Raw genomic sequence first — 19,539 nt, 5'->3', positions numbered from 1 at the left:
TGTGTGATACTATTGTGGGTACACATATTGGTAGCTGGCTGGTAAGTCAGCGTAACGGGTCTATCAGCAAGAACGCCGCCTATCTGTGCCAATGTAAGCACTGTCATCGACAGCGACGTATCAGAGCCGACAGAATTAAAATGGTCAGGTGTAAGAATTGTAAGGAGTGATGATTATGCAGAGCATAACCAAAAAAGACATACGGGCGGCGTTCTATGGTAGCGAGGAGCACTATCACATCGAAACTATGATACGCGGGAAAAAATATAAGATTTATTACGACCGTGGTTTTGAACGGTCAAATATTCAGCATAGCATTATATCTCAGTACATCAATTATTGGGAGCCGAACAACAGAATATTCATTATATCAATACAGGGGCAAGAGACAAGATATGAGTGGTTTTGAAACGCTAAGCGAGTGTTTTGCGGGGCTAACAGCGGGGCAGATAAACAGTATCTGTAAAACAATGGCGTTTCTTAAACTAAAAGGAATAATATGAGAAATACAGAGTGGTTTATAATCGGCGTTTTCCTTGTGCCGTTCGTGTGTGTAGTTTGGAGGGTGATAATATTATGACAGTATACATTATTATTAGGCATGACGGGACGGGTAAGGATATGGCGGTATGTCACGTCTTTATAAACTGGACGTCGGCCAAAATATGTAAAGACTCGCTAAACAATCGGTGTAAGTCAAACGCCAAGTATGAAATAATAGAAAAACCCGTGGAGTGATAACGCTATGGAATATGAATTGATAGTATGCTATCCAGACGGACATATGGCTTATAAAGGATGCTAATCTAATGATTAAAACAGGCGATAGATTCGGAGTGCTCGAAGTGCGTAGCGTAGCGGGTGATGTCTACTTGTGTACGTGCTTAGTACACACAGACAGACGACCGATGCAATTATCAGCTAAACAGCTTGAAACGGCCATACAGTGCTCTAAGTGTGCCGCTGATAGTGTTAAGTTACGCCGTAACGCCCATAAAATGACCGGGCGGACATTTGGCGATTATGTCGCTATTGAGAGTGTAGGTTTGTCCAGTGGTGCCCGTGAGATAAAAGAGAACCAACGGCAGTGGCGGGGCAAGATTGACTTGGAGCACAGCTACTGTCGGCATAAATACTGGCGATGCTACTGTCGGCACTGCCTTGCAGAACGTGAGATTCGGGGCGACGTGCTTCGAAGTGGTGTACTCCATTGTGAGTGCTGGCCGAAACGCATGGGCGTTATATAGGGGAGTGATAATGGCAAATTTCAAAGTAGAGATAAAAGAGACGCTGTCTAAAGTGCTGGACATACAAGCCGACACAGCGGAAGAGGCTATGCAGATAGTGGATGATATGTATCGTGATGGTGAAGAACTTGTGCTCGATGTCAATGATTGTGATGGTGATTATGAATTGGCTATACTGGAGGATTAAACATGCACTTTGTTTTCTGTCAAGTATCAACAAACCTAATCAACGCCGAACTGCCGGACGACATAGCGGCGGAGTACTATCGCAAACAATGGGATAAACCGGGCTATTATAAGCCTGAACATTTTTGGGAAGTACCGCTCTGGATTGCTGAGATATGCGGGAGTCTCAAACACACAGACTTAGAGTACACAACCGAATTATGTATAATTACGGAGCACGACCAAACGTTACCAGATGGTGACTACTATCTGTTTTCGGTGCTGGATGTCAATAAAGCGATTGTAGAGGGCATAGCCACGGCCAACCCCGGCAAAATATTTATGTGCGGCGGATATGTGACAAATGACCTAATGAGTGACCCAATGAATATATTTTGGTATGGCTCTATCGAGACTTTCATCGAGAGCTTCCACTATAATTATGTATACGACCTTGATTATAGTCTATTTTCAGGTATGCAAACGATCCCGCGTCTTACTATGTCCACAGGGTGTAAGCACCACTGCAAATTCTGTACCGTCCCGGACGAACTAACGACACTATCGGTTTGTGATATAAGAAAACAGATAGAATCTTTCGAGTGTCTTAATTTTAGATACATATATCTTAACGATAAGACTTTCGGACAGGCTCGAAACTGGCGTGACTTATGGGTTATCAGGGACGTTATAAAGCAGAACAACCCGAATTTTGGTGGCTTTATCGTGCAAACGACAGCCGCGAAATGTAAAAATCCGGCATTTGTAAGGTCACTCGTAAATTCGGGTGTGGTAATTGTCGAACTCGGTGTCGAGACGTACAACGATGATATACTAAGGGCGTACAATAAGCCACAGAACACGGACACAATCGCACAGGCCATATATAATCTGTATAATGCTTATATGGCCATTATCCCGAACATCATTATCGGGCTGGATGGAGAAAATACCGGGACGTACCGGCAAACGCTGGAGTTTTTAACACAAGAGCGGCACAGATTCTACATGCTCAATATTTACAATTTGGCTCGATATGGTGAGGATGGAGGGGACACAAACGAACTAACACAAACCGGAAACGCGGACGACGAACGGTTTTACAATGATGTATTTCGTTTGGGTCTGGAGATACTAAGACAATGAATATACTTGACTTATTAGAATTGAACTATAAAGCGTTTGTGTCGCTTAAAAAGCACGAGCCAGAATTGGCAAACGTGCTTACCGAGCAACAGCAAGATATGGTAATGACCCAAGATACGGATAATCCTGGATATATGTTGTGGAGGATCGCCCGTGCCGTGAGTGTCGCTCACTGCTTCGAGGTATACGAACGACTTAACGTGCCCGGTTTGTGCGACTTGGACACGGTAAGGGGTGAAACGTTTTATGCCGGAGTGCCGCCCGTGACCAAACAGGAATTGGCGCTCGGTAAACTCTTGCTTAACACCACGCTTGCCGGTTTGTTTGATACTGCCGAGGGTGTATCACTCGATGGGATTATGATAGATAACGACGGTGTATATAGATATTATGACAGGGAACGCGACGTTTGGGGAGAACCAGTGTCAGGACTGGAGGTATACAACGCATGAAAACAATAGAACTAACACAAGGTTATCGTGCTATGGTTGACGACGCCGATTATGTAGCACTGTCGGCCTATAGCTGGAGAGTGTCTATTTGTAAGTATGGGTGTTATGCAATACGGACACAGCTTGCAAGTGAAGCGACATCACGAGCCGAACGCAAAACAGTATACATGCACCGAGCCATAATGCCCGATTGTCCCGATGGTGGTGTCGTCCATCATGTAGACGATAACGGGCTTAATAACCAGCGTAAGAATTTGGAGTATGCTAATCGTTTAGAAAATTGGAGATACTATGCAGAATCAAAAACCAGCGAAAACACAGAGCCAGTGCCGTTTTGATGAACAAGCCAAGAAGCAAACAGAAAAGAATGTGAAAGAGAGCAAGGCAAGGGACAGCCGACAGAATATTAACGGGCACGGAGAGTGTGATACTAACGGGGAGTGTAGCGGGTACTGCGGGGATTGTGGATCATTTGATTGCGGAACGTCAGAGGGCTAAGGGAGGGTTGCGGATAATGAAAACTAAGATCAAACGATACGAACACGCCGTAAGCTGGTATGGTGAGATCGCAGAGTATATCCGGGCAAACTATGGGTACCCGGATTTATTCTGTGATATTCTTGCCGCTACTTCTCCGCGTGTTGCCATATCACGAAACTGGAGTGTTGCGAACCATATCTACAAACATTGGGTATCGGGCAAGGGACTTGACTTGTCGCAGTGTATGAGTACGCACGCACCGAACGTCCGACGGGCTATAAGAGGAGAGCCATTGTCCGGGCCTAAAGTCTCGGCGTTTGCGGCGAACCTCAAGGGTGATATGTCGCGGGTTACTATCGACGTATGGATGTTAAGATATTATGGTATTGAGGGATCGGTTACTAAAAAGGTTTACACAGAATTGGCGGCACGGGTTACGGACGAAGCACAAGAGCACGGATACGCACCGGCAGAGTATCAAGCTATAATATGGACTATGATTAGAAAACAGTACGGCAAAAAGTTTAGATCGTTTTTGAGTGTTGCGGACGTTAAGCAAGGTTTGCTATTTGACATATATGAGGAGTGATCATGCTGTATAGAATATTGACGGAGGATATGAATTGCGACGGTATAATGGAAATAGTGGACGGGCATTTTACGGGCTATACATTATATAAGACGCTGGGAGTTTACAAAGGTGCGACAGAGCCGTCGCTCGTGATCGAGATCGACACAGGCAAGGAACGGTGCCCGACTATATTGACGTATGACGAGACCATTAAGGACATCGCGGGGCAGATCAAAAAAACTGAACGATCAAGAGTGTGTACTTGTTCAGAAAATAGATTGTGAATCGGAGTCTGTATAATGAAAACTAAAATACGAGAGAACTTGCTTAACCATGCTGCGGTGAAACGCTATATCCTTAAGAAGTTCAAAGATGATCGGCCGCACTTGGAATTCAGCCGCGTGAGTAAGTCGGCGTTGTTGCTGCTTGAGGTTCAGTTGCAGCAGAGATTAGAGAGGGCCGTACATGCTCATCGCAGTACGGGAAAAACGTTTACTGATATTGCATAGGGGGGTGAGATTATGGAAAAACAGCCGGAAGCGATAACATTATGTAATCTTGAGTGTGTGCTAATGCCAAACGGCGAAGTTATACACGACGGGAAAACCATCGGCTGGTTTGATAAAATGAAAAAATACCTTACAGAGATAACACAAGAATAGGGAGGTATTATGATTACACAAGGCGACTGGATAACAACTAAAGCAAGTGACGCCGGGCACCACGCGGTGCAGGTAGAGCACGGCCAGTTTATATGTGAGTTCGACCCGCTACCGGAAGCCGAGGACAACGCCGCTCTTGTTGCTGCCGCGCCGCGGTTGTTGGCGGCGTGTAGGAATGTTCAGAACGCAAGAGACAGGGCAGAGCCATACGGCGGCATGATATTTCAGCAAGCGTTGGATAACGTTGAGGCCGTTGTCGGGCTGGTTAAAAATATAAAATAGTCCTTGACTTTCGTTGCTGATTATGGTATACTGTGCGTATGAGAATGAAGGAGATAACATGACGGCAAGACGACGTAAAATGGAGTCTGGTCCAGCGTACTGTCGGCCAGAGAAACGAGCTAAGGGACTGACACCGAGGACCAGCACGGCGTATTGCACGGACCCGGACTGTAAGTTCAAGGTGCGCGGCCCGAACCACACCGAGGGTGATCATCACAACGGCACGGTTAAGAAATGTAGACGGGGGAGATCGTGGTGACAGGTACGTGTCGTGAGTGTGAACACCACAGAACAGCGGTGCGTCGCCGCGACGGATTCTTCTTCTGTGCGGCGCATAAAAAATACTATGCTAATTATGACCTATGTTTTGATTGGTTCAGGAGAAAACAAATGCCAGATAAAATCGAGGTACAAGTTACAGTGAACGGTCGGCCCGGTTGTTTGGCCGACGTGAGCGAGGAAACACTGATCGGGATGAGAAACAAGTCTCAGCCCACGGTCGTGCCGATTAAGCACGGGGATTATGGGTACCTTGGAACCCCTTCGGAGCGTCGGGTGTTTGTTCGAGTCGTTAATGTTGTAGCGTCTTTTGACGTTGGCGGTACTCTAATGCGACCGGACGCTAATCGTTACAATCGACGCCATTCTGGCACCCCTTATATCATCACTGGCAACGTTTTTGAGGATATGCAGAATCTACATGCCAACTTGGAGAACTTATGGGGGTGGTAGGTGATAGCATCGTCAAAAAGATCGCCAGTGAGTTCCGCACGTATGGTGGGCCGGTAGCTGGTAGCGTCCACCCTATTGACAGGGCGTTGGACGGTAAGCCGGTGATATTCGCTCTCGGTGTCGATGTCGCCGAGGTTGTTAAGATGGTGCTGGAGGAGTCTGGTCATATTATGCTGTTAGAAGCAGCGAAAGCGCTCGTTAAAAGTTGTAAGCACGGCATGAGTTCGGAGGATATATTGTCGCGATTAGAGTTGTTAGATAATGTGCTCAAGGATTACTACGTTCGGACAGGGGGTTGCAGATGAAACACTTCTCACTCGGTATAATCAAACACAACTGCTCCAACGCTATGAAGCGGGGTAAGTTCGTGCGGGTATACAATTTCCTCAAGGAAGTGATATGTCCGAACTGCAAAAAGAAAAAACTGTTTGCATCAAAATTGTCTTGACTTTAACTACGTATTATGGTATCATAGGGGTATGAGTATGAACGATGAAGAACGTAAACTCGAAGCTGACGCCATGAATCCAAAGGACGCTTTAGGCATGGCCAAGAATCCGCACTGTTGTGTACCCCTGACTGTTCTGGCCGAACTCGGTGTAGCCATGATGGAAGGCTCAAGGAAATATGGTAGACATAACTACAGAGTCTCCAAGATCAAGGCCAGCGTGTATTATGATGCAGCGAGAAGGCATCTGGATGCGTGGTGGGAAGGCGAGGACATAGACCCGGAGAGCGGGATACATCATGTCGTGAAGGCCATTGCGGGTTTGGCTGTGTGTAGGGATGCTGAGATTCACGGTAAGCTGCATGACGACCGGCCACCGAGAACACCACCGGAATTTTACAAGCATCTGACTGAGATCACTGCCGGTGTGATAGAGAAGTATCCAAAATGTGTTGAACCATACGTCTATAAAAAGACTGAAGTGAAAATGATCCCGTGTGAGCGCTGTAAGGGAAGAGGAACGTTCCGGGGGATCACGTGTGGTATGTGTGAAGGTTATGGGGAGCTAAAAGATGAAACGAATTAAACTATATATGTCCCATGCCATACGCGGGGCCAAAGGACCAGCCGCTACCGACGCCGACATGCAAGCGAACAACGAAGCGGCGATGAGGGCGGCGAGGGTGATAAGAGCGTGGTTGTACCCACTGCCGGTTGACATATATTGTCCGGGTGAAGTGGACGAATTCGTGATGACCGCGGCTAAGAACGGACTGGGGTACCTGACTAACGACCAGATCCTTGCTGTTGACTGTGAGATCATTAAACGGTGCGATGGCCTTATCTGGTACAGTGAACTTGGGCCAAGTGACGGGGCTGAGATCGAGATAGCCTGTGCCGAGGATAATATGGTTCCCGTACATACATTGTCGTTCTTGAGTAAGATGGATCTATACAGCCTACAAGTATTTGTGGAGAGCCTATGTCAAAGAGACACAAAAACAAACTGATCATACCGGACCTGCATGAACCGTGCACTCGCAAAGGTGCTCTGGCCTTCTGTCGTGATGTACGGCGGAAGTTCAAGACCGAGGAGACGGTCTTTATCGGTGACGTGACCGACTGGCATAGTATATCGTTTCATGCCTGTCACCCGGAAATGCCCGGACCGAAGGATGAGTACGAGTTAGCGTACAAGTCCGTGCAGAAGTGGCATAAGGCGTTCCCTAAAGCCGTGGTGATCAAGGGGAACCATGACCGGCGTATCATACGCCTGGCCGAGTCAGTCAATATACCGGCCAAGTTTATACGCGACTACAAGGATGTGTGGGATACACCGGGGTGGAAGTGGGTTGACGACTACCTCAAGGATGGTATATACTACAACCACGGTGACGGTAGTACATCAGGACTGTATCCGGCTTATAATCTGGTGCGTAAGATGGGACTGTCCTGTGTGACCGGACATTTCCACTCTTGTGCTGGTGTTAAGTATCTGGTCAATCCCCTCCAGCGTATGTTTGGTATGGATGTGGGATCGTTGATTGATGACAAGGCGATGGCGTTTGCCTACGGTCAGCGTATGAAGATCCGATCAGTGCTGTCGGTCGGTGTAATAGTAGACGGTGTTCCACAAGTGATCCCGATGTCAGTAGGACGCGGGGAGAAGTATCACGATTCGAGGTTTTAGGAGGATACGATGCCGTATATAGATAAAGGGCAACGCATAGATATTGACAAACTCATCCTCCCATTGGCGAGTTTAACACCGACAACGGGGAAGATCAACTACGCCATTACAAGGCTCGTCCATGAGGTTATAATGAGGAACCATCTGTCGTATGACCTGCTGAACAGTATGGTAGGTGTGCTGGAGTGCGCGAAACAAGAGTTACTGCGACAAGTGGTTGCACCTTACGAGGATCAGAAGAAAGCTGATAACGGTTCTGTGTCGGAGTTGGACAATGGTTAGAGCAACATCAGGACAAGGCGGCAAGGGACCGGATCGTCGTCGGTGTTTAATATCTCAAGACATAGCCGACCTGCGATATGACCTGGCGTTTGGTAAAATTGATCGGGTAGAATATGATAAGAGAATGAAAGTTATTAAGGACAAAGAGAATGGGCCTAAAATTTGACATAGACAAACACAAGGCGGATCAAGACATACGTGACCGGATACGTGCGGTGATCAATGGACTGGTGAAAATACCGTCTCCAACGTTATCGCACCATCAGCGTGTGCTACTGGAGGACACTCTTGCTCGTCTCCAACCTGTCACCTGTTGCAATATCGTACGATTGAGAATAGGAGCGGACTTTCATTGGGATGATAAAACTCATAGTACATGGGCGGACAAAGTGTCTTGTGTCTTTGTCATGCTCCGGCAGTGTATTATCAACTGGTGGGACTATCTACTCGATGGTGCTGATGAGTCTCTCGGGTCAGATGGAGTCGATCTTGAGGATTACCTTGGGGAGCTTGAACTTTACGTGGAGGACGGACTGGATGCGTACGTGATAGCCGGTGATGAGCGACAAGGCTATTGGCTGATGACGAAAGCTGATTACCAGGAGTCGTTGGAGGAGGTTCGTTGAACGTACAAGAGATTCTACGACTCGTTGGCTACCCAAGCGATTACTTGGTTTTAGATTTTGAGTCGTACTACGACGCCAAGTATTCGCTCAGTAAGATGTCCGCCATTGAGTACATCAAGGACGAGCGGTGGGAGTGTTTGGGGTGTGGGTTTTATAGTTCCCGTACTGGTGCAGAGTGGTTTGTCAAACCGGATGAGTTGACCCATTTCTTTATTAAGAGCGAACAAGATAATACCCTGACGAACTATATAAACTTCAATAATTATACCGTGGTCGCAAAAAACAGCAAGTTCGACATACTCGTGCTTAAAGAAGTATTCGGTATAGTCCCACCATATATCATAGACACCGAGGATCTCAGTCGTCATCTTGACAGCCGGGATAAGCAGACACTCAAACACCAAGCCGTGAAGTACAAGCTGGGTGTGAAGGGTGATACCGCTGACTTCAAGGGGCTGCATTGGGACGACATGGATGGTACTACACGTAAGGATCTCGTCGAGTATTGCTTAAATGATATTGATCTCGAACGCCAACTGTTCGAGCTTTTGCTCCCACAGCTGACGAACCCCACCTTAGAAGTTCCCCTGATGAGGCATACCCTTGATATTTATTTACACCCGATGATAGAGTTCGACTTCGTAAAAGCTGATGAGTTGAAGCTGGATATGCACGAGGAAATGATAGCTGTTATAGCCAAGACTGGACACGAGTGTCCCAGCATCAGTAAGGATGGTTCGTTCAAGAAGATACTCCAGGACGCTCTACCAGATGGTGAGAACGTACCGGTAAAACAGGGTAAGCGCGGTACTATCATGGCTCTGGCCCAGGGTGATGAGGGGCGTAAAACGTTGCTCGAACACCCCGATGAGAAGGTACGGGATCTGATGCTGGCGAGAATAGCTGTACGGTCATGGCCCCTGCACATCAAGCGGGTAACCAAGCTGATCGCCCAGGCTACAGCTAACGGTGGTAAGCTGGCCGTGCCCCTAAAATATTATGGCGGGCATACCGGGCGATGGTCCGGTGCAGGTGGCATCAATCTACAGAATCTTGGCGGTAAGGGAAGGGGCAAACCCATCCACCATCTTATCGCTGCCGTGCGAGGATTACTAAGAGCATAGAACATGGCTAACGATAGATTATATTTAGAGTGTAGGAACTGCGGGAAGATAACGCTACTCCTCAAGTACTATCCGTACGGTAAAAGTTTCATTTGGAGCATTTTCAAGTTGATAACATTTCTGCTACGACACCTTGAGTGCTCACGCCCAACGCAGACCTTAAACGAAGATAGGTGTTTTAATATCTTTGCTGAGAGTGGCGATTATTATGATAGTGTAGACTGGAGCAACTATGAGTGGCAACACCTTCATCATAGCTGACTACGCTCAGATCGAAGCCCGTATCCTGAGCTGGCTGGCTGGCCAAGATGATCTTACTCAAGACTTTGCCGAGGGCAAGGATCCATATTCTAAGTTTGCGACCAGACTATTCAATGTACCTATTAGAAAACCGATAGATGATGACCCTGAGCCAGTTAAAGCATACCTGTCAGTTAAGCGTGGTTTTGGGAAAGACGCCGTATTGGGTTGCGGTTTCGGCATGGGCGCCAGCACGTTTTACGATAGGTGCATTGCTAACGAGTCTCTGCGTCCTTTGTTTGATTCTGGTGCTTACGACATGCTGTTCATTTCTAAGCTCATCAAGACGTATCGTGGGACGTATACGAAAATTCCTAAGTTCTGGAACAGCATCGAGAAGGCGTTCCGATGGGTGATTAAACATCCGAAGATGGGTGTGTACTATCGTGATGGTGAGATCAAGGCGGCTACCGATTGGGGTGATTGTTTCGGTATGCCTGAAGATGCTATACTGGGATTCTACAACGACAATGGGACCGTCTGTATCCGTCTCCCCTCCAGCCGTGTGCTGTTCTACCCCCACGCTCGTATTGCTGGTAGGAAGCTGGCGTACCACTGGAGCAACAAACTTTGGGGTGGCTTCTTAACTGAGAATGTGGTTCAGGCAATCGCTCGTGATATAATGGCTGAGTCTCTGTTAGGGGTTCATAACAGAGTATGCCCGGTAGTACTACATGGTCACGACGAGTTGGTGTGTCTGTCGTCTAAAGAACTCAAGGTTGCTAATGTAGCTCGGATACAAAGAATTATGGAACACGTTCCTCACTGGTGTGAGGGCTTGCCGATAGCTGTGGAGATTGATACGAGTGGGGTATATAAGAAATGAGATACAAATTAGACAGCGTTGGCGTGAAGATCTGTCTACGCACCTGGGCCTTGCCGTTTAGTATATTTTTTAGTGCTGGGAACAAGAAATATGTTAGACAGGGTGTAATGGTGAGCTTTCTGTGCTTCTACGTTTATATTGGGTTGTGTGATACACAATGGGTAAAAGAAAACCAAACAGATCTGACATAGGCGCTGCATACGCCCGACTCGCTCGTGCTGCCAGGACTGGTGAGCCACCTGAGAAGGTGCGTAAGGACGGGAGCATCGCCACGAAGCCGGTGGTGTACTGCCGACCAGACACCGAAAGAGAAGTTGTCACCGACTGCATACACTGGCTGACTCGATACAGGATCTTCGCCAACCGTCACGACGTGGGCGCTGGTAACCTCGGCGCGGGATATGCTACGTACGGTATCAAGGGCGCTGGTGACATTATCGGACTGTTGCCAGATGGAACACACCTGGAGATCGAGTGCAAGAAGGGTATCGGCGGTCGTTTGTCAAAGGGCCAGCAGAAAAGGATGGAAGATATACGTAGGAACAACGGCATCTATTTAATAATTCACGGAATACCTGAATTAGCGTACTATGATACGATTTTTAACTTGACTTCCAGGGCCGATTGTGATATACTGTGAGCTATGATGAATGATGATAATAGTAACTTTGATGTGAATTGGGACGAAGCAGAACGTTGCTTCAGGAGTGATCCTGGTGACTGGGTTGAGGGTTTGACAGATCAGGACGTGTTCAAACACAGGACTGACGTGTACTGTGTCGGTGTAGAAGCGGACGAACTAATTGAATGTGACAATCGTTTTATAAAGACCTTCGCGGAGCTAAAATGAACTTATACACAAGCATAACAATCGAGTTCCCGTGGTTCGGCGGCTGGGACTGGGAACTGGGCTTCAACCTGGACCTTGCTAATTGGGTATGGTTTGATGGGTACAAAGACAGTGGTAAGTGCGGTGACACCATACTTGGCAAAGAGATAGGTTCGACCGGTGTATATTGGGATGTTAATGTTCAGATACTATGCTTTGGCTTTTCTTTAGAGGGAATAAAAACATGACGAAATTATCAGCATCAGCGATAGCAGATTTCAAACGATGCCCCACGCTTCACAAGTTGAAGCGAGTGGATCGTATCATACCGATAGAAGATCCAGACTACCTACGTGTCGGGACCAACTGGCATAAGCTCCTGGAGGTTGCAAGCATGGAACCGGAGTCTGTGTGTCCTCTGTGCGCTAAGTTGGCTCAGTCAGTGACGGGTTGTATATACTGTTGTGGCTCTGGCTTCTTGCCAAAGGACACAATGGACCTGGCGGTTCGGTTCTTGTGGGACGCCTATACCATCGGCGGTATGCTGGTTGAGGGTAGGGAGGTAGAGTACTACACTCTGTTGAACTCCCTCGCTGCTTACAACTGGTATTGGACTTCACAGGAGCAGTACAAGACAGTGGCACGAGAGCTTGAGTTCGAGACTCCTATTCGTTCTATGTCGGGTCGTGCGTTGCCGAACGTGTCGCTACGTGGTATGATAGATAAGATCGTTCAGAATGAGCAGGGTCAGTTCCTTGTTCTCGAACATAAGACAACGGGTAGCTCGATTGACTCAGACTCTACCTTCTGGCAACACCTTGGTATGGGTGTTCAGTCGTACCTCTATCCAGGAACGGCTCAGACTATGCAAGCTGATGGTGAGCTTCGCGGCTATGGGATCACGCCTAAAGACCCCCCGATCTATGGGATGCTGTTCGACGTGTTCCACAAGCCTCAGATCAAGCCGAAGAAGCTGACACAGAAGGATAGTAAGGAGTTCATAGAGACGGGCGTGTACTGTGGACAGGAGTTTGAGGTTACACAGGGTGCTGATGGTGAGTTAAAAACATTATCCGTAAATAATGTCATTACTGAGCTTGAGTGGGGTGCTGAACCGAAAGCTAAGAAGGACGGGACAAAGAAACCGAGACCGTTCGCTATTAAAGAAACCCCGGAAATGTTCGGTGCCCGGTTGCTCAACGACATCAGCGAGAGGCCAGAGTTCTACTTCGCCCGACGTGAGGTAGCCCGGACGGACAGTGACTTTGGCCGGTTCCGGCGTGAGTTGCTATGTATATATCAGACTATGCGGCTGATGAAGAAGAACTGTGGCTGGTATCACTGTGACGATCAATGTGAAGCTACGTTCAAGTGTCCGTATATGAGTATCTGCTACGCCGATAAAGACGTTAGTGAGGTAGTGCCTGACGGGTTCAAAAAGATATGATAACGAGTGACCAGTTGTGGAGAGTAATTAAAGCCTGTTATATAGATATAGTTAAGGATAATAATAATGTCAACACCACCCCCAATAAGACCGGCGAAAACAAAACCGAAACCAGCGGGAAGACCGAAACCGACGACGCTGAAACCGACTTCGAGGAACGTATCCGCCCCTAAGAAGGATTTCACGGTTGAACCGTGGACCGGGGCTGGCGAGGGTAAGAAGATCTTAGTCTATGCCGACTTCGGCATGGGTAAGACAACGCTCACGTCGATGCTCGACAATGTGGCGTTTATTGGTATCGACGATGGTGGTCGCTTGATCAAGCATCCGCATACTGGTGCTGATCTTATGCGCGTGCCACAGATAGAGAACTTCCAGGACGTTCGCCACGTTCTCCAAACACCATCAGTGTTTGACGATTTTGAGACGATAGCGATTGACACCATAACGGACCTTCAGAAGTGGGCCTTGCCGTATATGTTCCAGCACGTGCCCGGACCCAAGAATACGACTTGTAAGAACATCGAAGGCTATGGATACAACAAGGGCTACCGTCATCTGTACGATACGATGCGACTGATCCTTCAGGATTGTGAACCACTGGTCAAGGCCGGTAAGAACATCGTGTTTGTGGCCCAAAAGAGCAATATCAAGGTGGCTAACGCTGCTGGTGATGATTATCTCAAGGAAGCTCCGGGCCTGTTCGCTGGTAATGCCAGTGCTCCATCCGTGATTGACTGTTACTGCGAGTGGGTCGATTACATCTTCAGGATAGGTTACAGCGTTCTGGCCGTCGAGGAAAAGAAGGTCATCGGTTCTACTGACCGAGTGATCTGTACTGACGGAGAGGTCCACTATATAGCCAAGCATCGTACACCGCTTGACACTGAGATTCCGTTCGAGGAACCTGGCGATGACACCATCTGGAAGGAGTTGTTCGGTGAGTAAAATCGGACGAAATCAACCATGCCCCTGTAACTCCGGGTTGAAATACAAACACTGCTGTCTGTATAGACGGCACGGTGGAGAACGGATCATAGAGAGGTTCCGTACCAGTCTTGATACACGAAAAGAGATCGTTAAGAGGTTGATAAGTATCAACCATGAAAAAAGAATGAGTGAAATTATAGAAGGGAAAACGAATGTCGGAACTAATAGCTGATGTAGGTGATTTCAGAGGCTCAGTACTGGCCGGGGCTGTGGGTAAGACCACCAATGGCTTCCCCCAACTGGTTCTCGACCTCCATGCAACGGATATGTATGATGCGGAGTCTGGAGAATGGTTCGAGGGCTGTATGGACGGTACACTGACCGCATACATCTGTATGTTTGGTGGTAACGGTAAGGCTACCCTCGGTGTGCAACAGGTCATCGACGCTACCGGGTGGGATGGTGCTTCATTCAAGGGATTGAACGACCTTGTGCAGCAACTCATCGCACAGGAGGGTGGATTCCCCATCGGGTTCACAACGAAAGAGAACAACTACAACGACGTGATCAGCATACAGGTCGATTGGGTAAGGAACTACGACGCGGCACCGGGCCGAACCATAGCGGCGTGTACGCCACAGGAACTCAAGGATCTGGACGCTACGTACGCCAAGGGTCTGCAAGTTGTGAGGGCTAAGGCCAAGGTTGCGGCACCTAAGCCGACGACCAAACCGAAGGCACCCACAACTAAGCCGAAACCTCCGGCTGCTAAACCAGAAGCTACCGCTGAGACGACAGATACAACCCCACCCCCTACAGAACCCCCAGCGGCTACCAAACCCACTCCAGCGGCAACGGGTAAGTCCACCAAGGGTAAGGCGTGGATCAAGATTACTAGTGCCAACAAAGCCGCAGCTACGGATACTACTGGTGGCGGTGCTGGATTCAGTGATGACCAGGTAGTTGAGATCTGGCAGACGACTACAAAGAGTATAGTCGGTGAGGGTGTAAGTGCCAGCGCGATTACGAGGGAGCAATGGTTCCAGATTCAAGAAGAATGTGTGGCACAGGTAACGGTGCCGTTCTAAGAAAATAACAAAGGTGAACTTGGTGAGTCGGCGAACACGAAAGGCTTGACTGCCTGTGTGGTAGTGGACCGGTGTTAATTGGGGAAACCGGTAGTTCACTTTATTTTTAGGAGTTCGTGATGATAGCTAATATGGCTGATGCAGCAATGGGACTGGCGATAATAGATCTCGCGCTGGTCGGCATACTAATTATTTATGTGTTCCACACAAGATGAAAACTAATATACCTAACCAATTCGTTATCTACCAGAGCAACGTGTTTCCCGCGATGCTCGATGTACTCGCCAAAGAACTCGGTGTGTCGGCTGATGCTCTACAAGCTCCAGGTATAGGATTCAATCCTAAGAACCAGTCCTGGATATTTCCTGAGCGTGACACCAAGGGTAGTATCATTGGACTGATGGAACGATTTCAAGACGGCAAGAAGTTTATGGTGAAAGGATCTAAACGTGGTCTTACCTTCAAACCTCAATCCGGGGGGCGAGACACCAGTAATAGACTATGGAAACCAGTTACTTGGAGCGGTCCCTGTAGTATTTGTGGAAAGCCAGATTGGTGTCTTGTGTCAGTTGACAGTGCTGGCGTCCCAGGAGCCGCGTGTTGTAATCGTATATCCACCGGATCATCAAAGAAGCTACCAGGAGGCGGATTTCTACATATCCTTAACCCCGAAAATAAAAGCGTACATGGAGATCAAGCGCTGCTCCCACCCTCTGAGCATCCGATTTTCGTGGTTGAAGGTGCGTCGGACGTTGCGGCTATTACGGACCTGGGCCTGGTCGGTGTTGGGAAGCCTTCGGCGGAGGGGGGCATAAAGTTACTTACCGAGCTACTGTCCGGTTACGATGTTGTAGTGATGGGTGAGAACGACGCCGGTGCTGGCAAGAGAGGTATGGAAACTACAGCTACAGTCCTCGCCCAAGTGTGTACGTCTGCTGTGACGACGTTGCCGCTCAAGGGATTTAAGGACACGCGTAAGTGGTTACATGGTGGACTAACCAGAGACACCCTTCTGTCACACGTCAAAGAGTACGGTGAGCAGGTACAGAAAAGCGATGATGTATTCGACAACGACATACCAGCTACGATAGCTGAAGTGTTCTTGACCAGACACAAGACCAAGGACGGCGCGCTGGTTCTGCGAAGCTACCGAAGTCAGTGGGTTGAGTTCATAGACGGGTGCTACAGGAACCTGGACACCGACGTACTACGTGGACAGATCTATAGATTCCTTGAGGGCAAAAAGGTCAAGAAGTGCAGTGGTGGTGAGTTCACACTTGAGCCATACAAGCCGTCCAGGTCCAGGGTCAACGACATTGTGGACGCCTTCAACAAACAGTGCCCGGTAGACATAGATCCCCCGGCGTGGCTGGATGGCCGTGAGGATCTTGATCCCACTGATCTTATTGTGTTTAATAATGGGGTGTTAGATGTCAAACAATATGTGCAGGGAATACATGAGCTTAAAAGGCCGGACCCGATGTTCTTTTCCCTCAGTTCCGTCCCACACGATCTCAACCGTACATTGGTGTCCCCACTGTGGTTGGAGTTCCTTAGCGATGTCTTTAATGACGACCAACAGAGGATCGATCTATTACAAGAGTGGTTCGGATACAATCTCGTCCCCGACATGAGTTTCGAGAAGTTTATGATCTTTGTGGGTCGTCCACGGTCAGGTAAGGGAACCATCCTGGCGGCTCTAGCGGCTATGCTCGGTAGCGATCAGGTATGCTCTACCAACTTACGTACTCTGTGTGGCTCGTTTGGTTATCAACCCATGCTCGGTAAGTTGGCCGCGTTCATGGGTGACGTGAGAACACCACGATACGGTGACTTGGGCACCGCACTGGAGCGTATCTTACAGATCGTGGGTAAGGATTCAGTCAGTATAAACCGTAAGAATTTACCGATATTATCTAATATACAATTATGTTGCAGATTTACCATAGCGCTCAATGACTTCCCGTTACTGCCTGACTACGCCAACGCTCTTGCGCCACGACTGTTGTTGCTGGACTTCCCCAACTCGTACCAGGGGATAGAGGATCGAACATTGAAACCCAGGTTAGAGGCCGAGGCTGGTAACATCATACCGTGGGCGTTGGAGGGACTGAAACGATTGCGATTGAATGACAGGTTCACCGATCCTAAGTCGTCCAGTAAGGCGGTAGATAGTTTACGTGACGTTATATCCCCGATCACTACTTTCGTTAGGGCATGGTGTGACTTAGAGGATGGAGTGGAAATAGAACAGGACGAGCTTTATGACGCCTGGAAAATATGGGGCCGTAAACAAGGAGTACAGGGTGGGACCACGGCCCAGTTCATTCACCAGCTTAGCAATCTATACAGTACGCTGGTGGTAGGCGGATTCATAGTGAGGGGCATAGCATTGAAACCGGACGTTGCAGATAAGATGTTGAGGAGTATGTGATGCTGACAGAACCACACAAGAACTTTGTTAAAGAGGTATGGGGTTTTGCAGATGGTGGTCATGATCTTGAAGCTACCCTTGAAGAAGCGACCAGTCTTTTACGGCACCTTAAAAAGAGAGTCGCGGATGTAGAGAGGGTAAATAGAAATCTCCAGGGGGCCAAAGAAGCTGAACGGTGCTTCAGGTATCTCAAGAAATTTTTGGGGGGTGGTATGTGATGCTCGCAATTATACTAGGCGTAGTTTTTATGTTGCTGATATGTATTATTCTATACTTGTGCAGTCAGATAATGCGATGGTATAGAGTCGCCATGAAGTACGAGGAAGTGGTCAGTATTTGGAAGAAAGCGACTGAGGTCCAAAAGCAGACAATCGAGACACTGGAGAATAAGCTATGGCAAAAAAATTCGCACTCATAGGCGCAGCCGGATACATAGCACCCCGGCATATGAAGGCCATCAAGGACGTAGGCGGTGAACTAGTAGCTGCGCTCGATCCCCATGATTCAGTGGGTGTGCTCGATGGGTTCTTCCCTAACTGTGAGTTCTTCACAGAGTTCGAGCGGTTCGAGCGGTTCATGGACCCGTACCACAACGGGGGTAAGTGCCCGGCTGACTATCTGGTGGTGTGCTCACCGAACTACCTGCACGACGCTCACATACGGTTCGGATTGCGGATCGGCATACACGTGATCTGTGAGAAGCCACTGACGATCAACATCCACAACCTGACGCCACTGCTGGATCTGGAGAAGAAGTCAGTCGGTAACATCTACCCGATCTTGCAGTGCCGGTTGCATCCGAAGGTACAGGAGTTGAAACAGTATGGTCGTAGGTACATGGACGAGTCTGGTAGACCACTCCAAATAGCCATCACCTACAACACCCCGCGTGGACCCTGGTACTTACAGTCGTGGAAGGGTGAGGATAAACAGTCGGGTGGCGTACTCGTGAACATCGGTATCCACATGCTCGATCTTATGTGTTGGGCGTTCGGTGAATACGCGCGTCAATATGTTGTGGAGTCCTCGCCGTTGAATATAGCAGGTCACATAGACTTCAAAGAAGCTAGGGTATCCTATGACCTCAACCTCCGAAGTAAGTTCGACATACAGTATGAGAAGAAGATCGACATTAACCAGGGTGAGTTCGTGATCGACCTCACCGAAGGGTTCCAAGACCTCCACACTCAGATGTATGAGAACATCCTGAAGGGTGAGGGGTTCAGTGCCGAGAGCGCTGCTCCGGCGATAGCGTTAGCAAGTGATATTCGAGAGGGGTTGAATCATGGAATGTAATGACTATGAGAGTAAGGGTTTTGTAAGGGACACACTAATGAGCACGAACAGAATATTTGAACCGGCCCTGGACCGGGTACTGGTCCGGCCAATAGTAGAAACAGAATCAAAGGGTGGGGTTATTCTGCCGAAGATAGACCGTGAGAAGGCCAAGAAAAGCAGATCGTTACCCACTCAGTTCGGTGAGGTACTGGCTGTAGGACCAGGACCACGCCTGGAGGACGGTAGCCACTGTCCTATGAAGGTCAAGGTGGGCGATACTATAGCATGGTGTTGCGCTGTGGAACTCGCTATCAATTACAACGACGAGGAACTCGTGGTTATCGACGAGAACGCCTTGTTGGGTGTGGTGAGGGAAGCATAATGAAACGCTTCCATACCAGGAACAACCTGCTTGAGTGGCTCGAAGAACACGCTCCCTACCGCCAGATACGTAGGGCGGTAGAGGAGGGCGAGGTAGAGTCGTATGGGTTCTTCGACGG

At 48.4% G+C, this 19,539-nt stretch carries 29 protein-coding genes; all 29 read left to right on the top strand.

Annotated features, from left to right (window positions below):
- Window positions 1–809 precede the first annotated feature (809 nt).
- The 29 genes from GY843_RS07215 to GY843_RS07080 all read left to right on the top strand — a co-directional run bounded on the left by GY843_RS07215 (window position 810) and on the right by GY843_RS07080 (window position 19,421).
- Window positions 810–1,247, top strand: a complete 438-nt coding sequence (locus GY843_RS07215) for a hypothetical protein (protein WP_297308020.1) — start codon at window positions 810–812, stop codon at window positions 1,245–1,247.
- Window positions 1,248–1,257: 10 nt separating this feature from the next.
- Window positions 1,258–1,434, top strand: coding sequence for a DpnD/PcfM family protein (locus GY843_RS07210; RefSeq protein WP_297308018.1), 177 nt, complete (start codon window positions 1,258–1,260; stop codon window positions 1,432–1,434).
- A gap of 2 nt (window positions 1,435–1,436) precedes the next feature.
- Window positions 1,437–2,558, top strand: coding sequence for a radical SAM protein (locus GY843_RS07205; protein ID WP_297308016.1), 1,122 nt, complete (start codon window positions 1,437–1,439; stop codon window positions 2,556–2,558).
- Entirely contained in the window at window positions 2,555–3,010 is a 456-nt protein-coding gene (locus GY843_RS07200) for a hypothetical protein (RefSeq protein ID WP_297308014.1), read from the top strand. The genes GY843_RS07205 and GY843_RS07200 overlap by 4 nt, the downstream gene beginning before the upstream one ends.
- Window positions 3,007–3,348: an HNH endonuclease gene (locus GY843_RS07195; protein ID WP_297308012.1), complete on the top strand. Its 342-nt coding sequence runs from the start codon at window positions 3,007–3,009 to the stop codon at window positions 3,346–3,348. The genes GY843_RS07200 and GY843_RS07195 overlap by 4 nt, the downstream gene beginning before the upstream one ends.
- Before the next feature lie 176 nt (window positions 3,349–3,524).
- The gene (locus GY843_RS07190; RefSeq protein WP_297308010.1) at window positions 3,525–4,079 is read left to right on the top strand and encodes a hypothetical protein; all 555 of its coding nucleotides are present in this window, start codon (window positions 3,525–3,527) and stop codon (window positions 4,077–4,079) included.
- 281 nt (window positions 4,080–4,360) lie between these two features.
- The gene (locus tag GY843_RS07185; RefSeq protein WP_297308008.1) at window positions 4,361–4,570 is read left to right on the top strand and encodes a hypothetical protein; all 210 of its coding nucleotides are present in this window, start codon (window positions 4,361–4,363) and stop codon (window positions 4,568–4,570) included.
- Window positions 4,571–4,582: 12 nt separating this feature from the next.
- Window positions 4,583–4,723, top strand: coding sequence for a hypothetical protein (locus tag GY843_RS07180; RefSeq protein WP_297308006.1), 141 nt, complete (start codon window positions 4,583–4,585; stop codon window positions 4,721–4,723).
- Between the two features lie 9 nt (window positions 4,724–4,732).
- Window positions 4,733–5,005, top strand: coding sequence for a hypothetical protein (locus tag GY843_RS07175; RefSeq protein WP_297308004.1), 273 nt, complete (start codon window positions 4,733–4,735; stop codon window positions 5,003–5,005).
- A gap of 420 nt (window positions 5,006–5,425) precedes the next feature.
- Window positions 5,426–5,737, top strand: coding sequence for a hypothetical protein (locus GY843_RS07170; protein ID WP_297308002.1), 312 nt, complete (start codon window positions 5,426–5,428; stop codon window positions 5,735–5,737).
- Window positions 5,725–6,042, top strand: coding sequence for a hypothetical protein (locus GY843_RS07165; protein WP_297308000.1), 318 nt, complete (start codon window positions 5,725–5,727; stop codon window positions 6,040–6,042). The genes GY843_RS07170 and GY843_RS07165 overlap by 13 nt, the downstream gene beginning before the upstream one ends.
- A 180-nt stretch (window positions 6,043–6,222) precedes the next feature.
- Complete coding sequence (locus tag GY843_RS07160; protein WP_297307998.1) at window positions 6,223–6,771, top strand: dATP/dGTP diphosphohydrolase domain-containing protein; 549 nt, start codon at window positions 6,223–6,225, stop codon at window positions 6,769–6,771.
- Window positions 6,758–7,195, top strand: a complete 438-nt coding sequence (locus tag GY843_RS07155; protein WP_297307996.1) for a hypothetical protein — start codon at window positions 6,758–6,760, stop codon at window positions 7,193–7,195. The genes GY843_RS07160 and GY843_RS07155 overlap by 14 nt, the downstream gene beginning before the upstream one ends.
- Window positions 7,168–7,875 carry a metallophosphoesterase gene (locus tag GY843_RS07150; RefSeq protein WP_297307994.1) on the top strand — a complete coding sequence of 236 codons (708 nt, stop codon included), beginning with the start codon at window positions 7,168–7,170 and terminating at the stop codon, window positions 7,873–7,875. The genes GY843_RS07155 and GY843_RS07150 overlap by 28 nt, the downstream gene beginning before the upstream one ends.
- A gap of 9 nt (window positions 7,876–7,884) precedes the next feature.
- Entirely contained in the window at window positions 7,885–8,157 is a 273-nt protein-coding gene (locus tag GY843_RS07145; RefSeq protein ID WP_297307992.1) for a hypothetical protein, read from the top strand.
- 389 nt (window positions 8,158–8,546) lie between these two features.
- On the top strand, window positions 8,547–8,783 hold the full coding sequence (locus GY843_RS07140; protein ID WP_297307990.1) for a hypothetical protein: 237 nt from the start codon (window positions 8,547–8,549) through the stop codon (window positions 8,781–8,783).
- Window positions 8,780–9,907 (top strand): hypothetical protein, encoded by a 1,128-nt coding sequence (locus GY843_RS07135; RefSeq protein WP_297307989.1) that lies wholly within the window; start codon window positions 8,780–8,782, stop codon window positions 9,905–9,907. Before GY843_RS07140 ends, GY843_RS07135 begins: the two co-directional genes overlap by 4 nt.
- A 232-nt stretch (window positions 9,908–10,139) precedes the next feature.
- Window positions 10,140–11,033, top strand: coding sequence for a DNA polymerase (locus GY843_RS07130; protein WP_297307987.1), 894 nt, complete (start codon window positions 10,140–10,142; stop codon window positions 11,031–11,033).
- A gap of 157 nt (window positions 11,034–11,190) precedes the next feature.
- Window positions 11,191–11,673 carry a hypothetical protein gene (locus tag GY843_RS07125; RefSeq protein WP_297307985.1) on the top strand — a complete coding sequence of 161 codons (483 nt, stop codon included), beginning with the start codon at window positions 11,191–11,193 and terminating at the stop codon, window positions 11,671–11,673.
- Between the two features lie 3 nt (window positions 11,674–11,676).
- The gene (locus tag GY843_RS07120; RefSeq protein WP_297307983.1) at window positions 11,677–11,883 is read left to right on the top strand and encodes a hypothetical protein; all 207 of its coding nucleotides are present in this window, start codon (window positions 11,677–11,679) and stop codon (window positions 11,881–11,883) included.
- Window positions 11,880–12,110, top strand: coding sequence for a hypothetical protein (locus GY843_RS07115; RefSeq protein WP_297307981.1), 231 nt, complete (start codon window positions 11,880–11,882; stop codon window positions 12,108–12,110). Before GY843_RS07120 ends, GY843_RS07115 begins: the two co-directional genes overlap by 4 nt.
- Window positions 12,074–13,309, top strand: a complete 1,236-nt coding sequence (locus tag GY843_RS07110) for a PD-(D/E)XK nuclease family protein (RefSeq protein ID WP_367183813.1) — start codon at window positions 12,074–12,076, stop codon at window positions 13,307–13,309. Before GY843_RS07115 ends, GY843_RS07110 begins: the two co-directional genes overlap by 37 nt.
- 66 nt (window positions 13,310–13,375) lie before the next feature.
- The gene (locus GY843_RS07105) at window positions 13,376–14,257 is read left to right on the top strand and encodes an AAA family ATPase (RefSeq protein WP_297307977.1); all 882 of its coding nucleotides are present in this window, start codon (window positions 13,376–13,378) and stop codon (window positions 14,255–14,257) included.
- Window positions 14,223–14,471 carry an SEC-C metal-binding domain-containing protein gene (locus tag GY843_RS21015; protein WP_367183812.1) on the top strand — a complete coding sequence of 83 codons (249 nt, stop codon included), beginning with the start codon at window positions 14,223–14,225 and terminating at the stop codon, window positions 14,469–14,471. Before GY843_RS07105 ends, GY843_RS21015 begins: the two co-directional genes overlap by 35 nt.
- Complete coding sequence (locus GY843_RS07100; RefSeq protein WP_297307976.1) at window positions 14,452–15,327, top strand: hypothetical protein; 876 nt, start codon at window positions 14,452–14,454, stop codon at window positions 15,325–15,327. The genes GY843_RS21015 and GY843_RS07100 overlap by 20 nt, the downstream gene beginning before the upstream one ends.
- A gap of 211 nt (window positions 15,328–15,538) precedes the next feature.
- Window positions 15,539–17,761: a phage/plasmid primase, P4 family gene (locus GY843_RS07095; protein ID WP_297307974.1), complete on the top strand. Its 2,223-nt coding sequence runs from the start codon at window positions 15,539–15,541 to the stop codon at window positions 17,759–17,761.
- Window positions 17,761–17,979, top strand: coding sequence for a hypothetical protein (locus tag GY843_RS07090; RefSeq protein ID WP_297307972.1), 219 nt, complete (start codon window positions 17,761–17,763; stop codon window positions 17,977–17,979). The genes GY843_RS07095 and GY843_RS07090 overlap by 1 nt, the downstream gene beginning before the upstream one ends.
- Before the next feature lie 175 nt (window positions 17,980–18,154).
- Complete coding sequence (locus tag GY843_RS07085; protein ID WP_297307970.1) at window positions 18,155–19,057, top strand: Gfo/Idh/MocA family oxidoreductase; 903 nt, start codon at window positions 18,155–18,157, stop codon at window positions 19,055–19,057.
- A 37-nt stretch (window positions 19,058–19,094) separates the two neighbouring features.
- On the top strand, window positions 19,095–19,421 hold the full coding sequence (locus GY843_RS07080) for a hypothetical protein (protein WP_297307968.1): 327 nt from the start codon (window positions 19,095–19,097) through the stop codon (window positions 19,419–19,421).
- Window positions 19,422–19,539 lie beyond the last annotated feature (118 nt).

Origin of the sequence: Neptuniibacter sp., assembly GCF_024231755.1 — a bacterium.
In the GTDB taxonomy this organism is placed as follows: Bacteria; Pseudomonadota; Gammaproteobacteria; order Pseudomonadales; family Balneatricaceae; genus Neptuniibacter.
This window is presented reverse-complemented; position numbering and strand designations above follow the sequence as displayed.

Coding starts and splice junctions, on each gene's coding strand:
- GY843_RS07215 (WP_297308020.1), top strand. CDS start 810: ATGATTAAAACAGGCGATAGATTCGGAGTGCTCGAAGTGCGTAGCGTA.
- GY843_RS07210 (WP_297308018.1), top strand. CDS start 1,258: ATGGCAAATTTCAAAGTAGAGATAAAAGAGACGCTGTCTAAAGTGCTG.
- GY843_RS07205 (WP_297308016.1), top strand. CDS start 1,437: ATGCACTTTGTTTTCTGTCAAGTATCAACAAACCTAATCAACGCCGAA.
- GY843_RS07200 (WP_297308014.1), top strand. CDS start 2,555: ATGAATATACTTGACTTATTAGAATTGAACTATAAAGCGTTTGTGTCG.
- GY843_RS07195 (WP_297308012.1), top strand. CDS start 3,007: ATGAAAACAATAGAACTAACACAAGGTTATCGTGCTATGGTTGACGAC.
- GY843_RS07190 (WP_297308010.1), top strand. CDS start 3,525: ATGAAAACTAAGATCAAACGATACGAACACGCCGTAAGCTGGTATGGT.
- GY843_RS07185 (WP_297308008.1), top strand. CDS start 4,361: ATGAAAACTAAAATACGAGAGAACTTGCTTAACCATGCTGCGGTGAAA.
- GY843_RS07180 (WP_297308006.1), top strand. CDS start 4,583: ATGGAAAAACAGCCGGAAGCGATAACATTATGTAATCTTGAGTGTGTG.
- GY843_RS07175 (WP_297308004.1), top strand. CDS start 4,733: ATGATTACACAAGGCGACTGGATAACAACTAAAGCAAGTGACGCCGGG.
- GY843_RS07165 (WP_297308000.1), top strand. CDS start 5,725: ATGGGGGTGGTAGGTGATAGCATCGTCAAAAAGATCGCCAGTGAGTTC.
- GY843_RS07160 (WP_297307998.1), top strand. CDS start 6,223: ATGAACGATGAAGAACGTAAACTCGAAGCTGACGCCATGAATCCAAAG.
- GY843_RS07155 (WP_297307996.1), top strand. CDS start 6,758: ATGAAACGAATTAAACTATATATGTCCCATGCCATACGCGGGGCCAAA.
- GY843_RS07150 (WP_297307994.1), top strand. CDS start 7,168: ATGTCAAAGAGACACAAAAACAAACTGATCATACCGGACCTGCATGAA.
- GY843_RS07145 (WP_297307992.1), top strand. CDS start 7,885: ATGCCGTATATAGATAAAGGGCAACGCATAGATATTGACAAACTCATC.
- GY843_RS07130 (WP_297307987.1), top strand. CDS start 10,140: ATGAGTGGCAACACCTTCATCATAGCTGACTACGCTCAGATCGAAGCC.
- GY843_RS07125 (WP_297307985.1), top strand. CDS start 11,191: ATGGGTAAAAGAAAACCAAACAGATCTGACATAGGCGCTGCATACGCC.
- GY843_RS07120 (WP_297307983.1), top strand. CDS start 11,677: ATGATGAATGATGATAATAGTAACTTTGATGTGAATTGGGACGAAGCA.
- GY843_RS07115 (WP_297307981.1), top strand. CDS start 11,880: ATGAACTTATACACAAGCATAACAATCGAGTTCCCGTGGTTCGGCGGC.
- GY843_RS07110 (WP_367183813.1), top strand. CDS start 12,074: ATGCTTTGGCTTTTCTTTAGAGGGAATAAAAACATGACGAAATTATCA.
- GY843_RS07105 (WP_297307977.1), top strand. CDS start 13,376: ATGTCAACACCACCCCCAATAAGACCGGCGAAAACAAAACCGAAACCA.
- GY843_RS21015 (WP_367183812.1), top strand. CDS start 14,223: ATGACACCATCTGGAAGGAGTTGTTCGGTGAGTAAAATCGGACGAAAT.
- GY843_RS07100 (WP_297307976.1), top strand. CDS start 14,452: ATGTCGGAACTAATAGCTGATGTAGGTGATTTCAGAGGCTCAGTACTG.
- GY843_RS07095 (WP_297307974.1), top strand. CDS start 15,539: ATGAAAACTAATATACCTAACCAATTCGTTATCTACCAGAGCAACGTG.
- GY843_RS07090 (WP_297307972.1), top strand. CDS start 17,761: ATGCTGACAGAACCACACAAGAACTTTGTTAAAGAGGTATGGGGTTTT.
- GY843_RS07085 (WP_297307970.1), top strand. CDS start 18,155: ATGGCAAAAAAATTCGCACTCATAGGCGCAGCCGGATACATAGCACCC.
- GY843_RS07080 (WP_297307968.1), top strand. CDS start 19,095: ATGAGCACGAACAGAATATTTGAACCGGCCCTGGACCGGGTACTGGTC.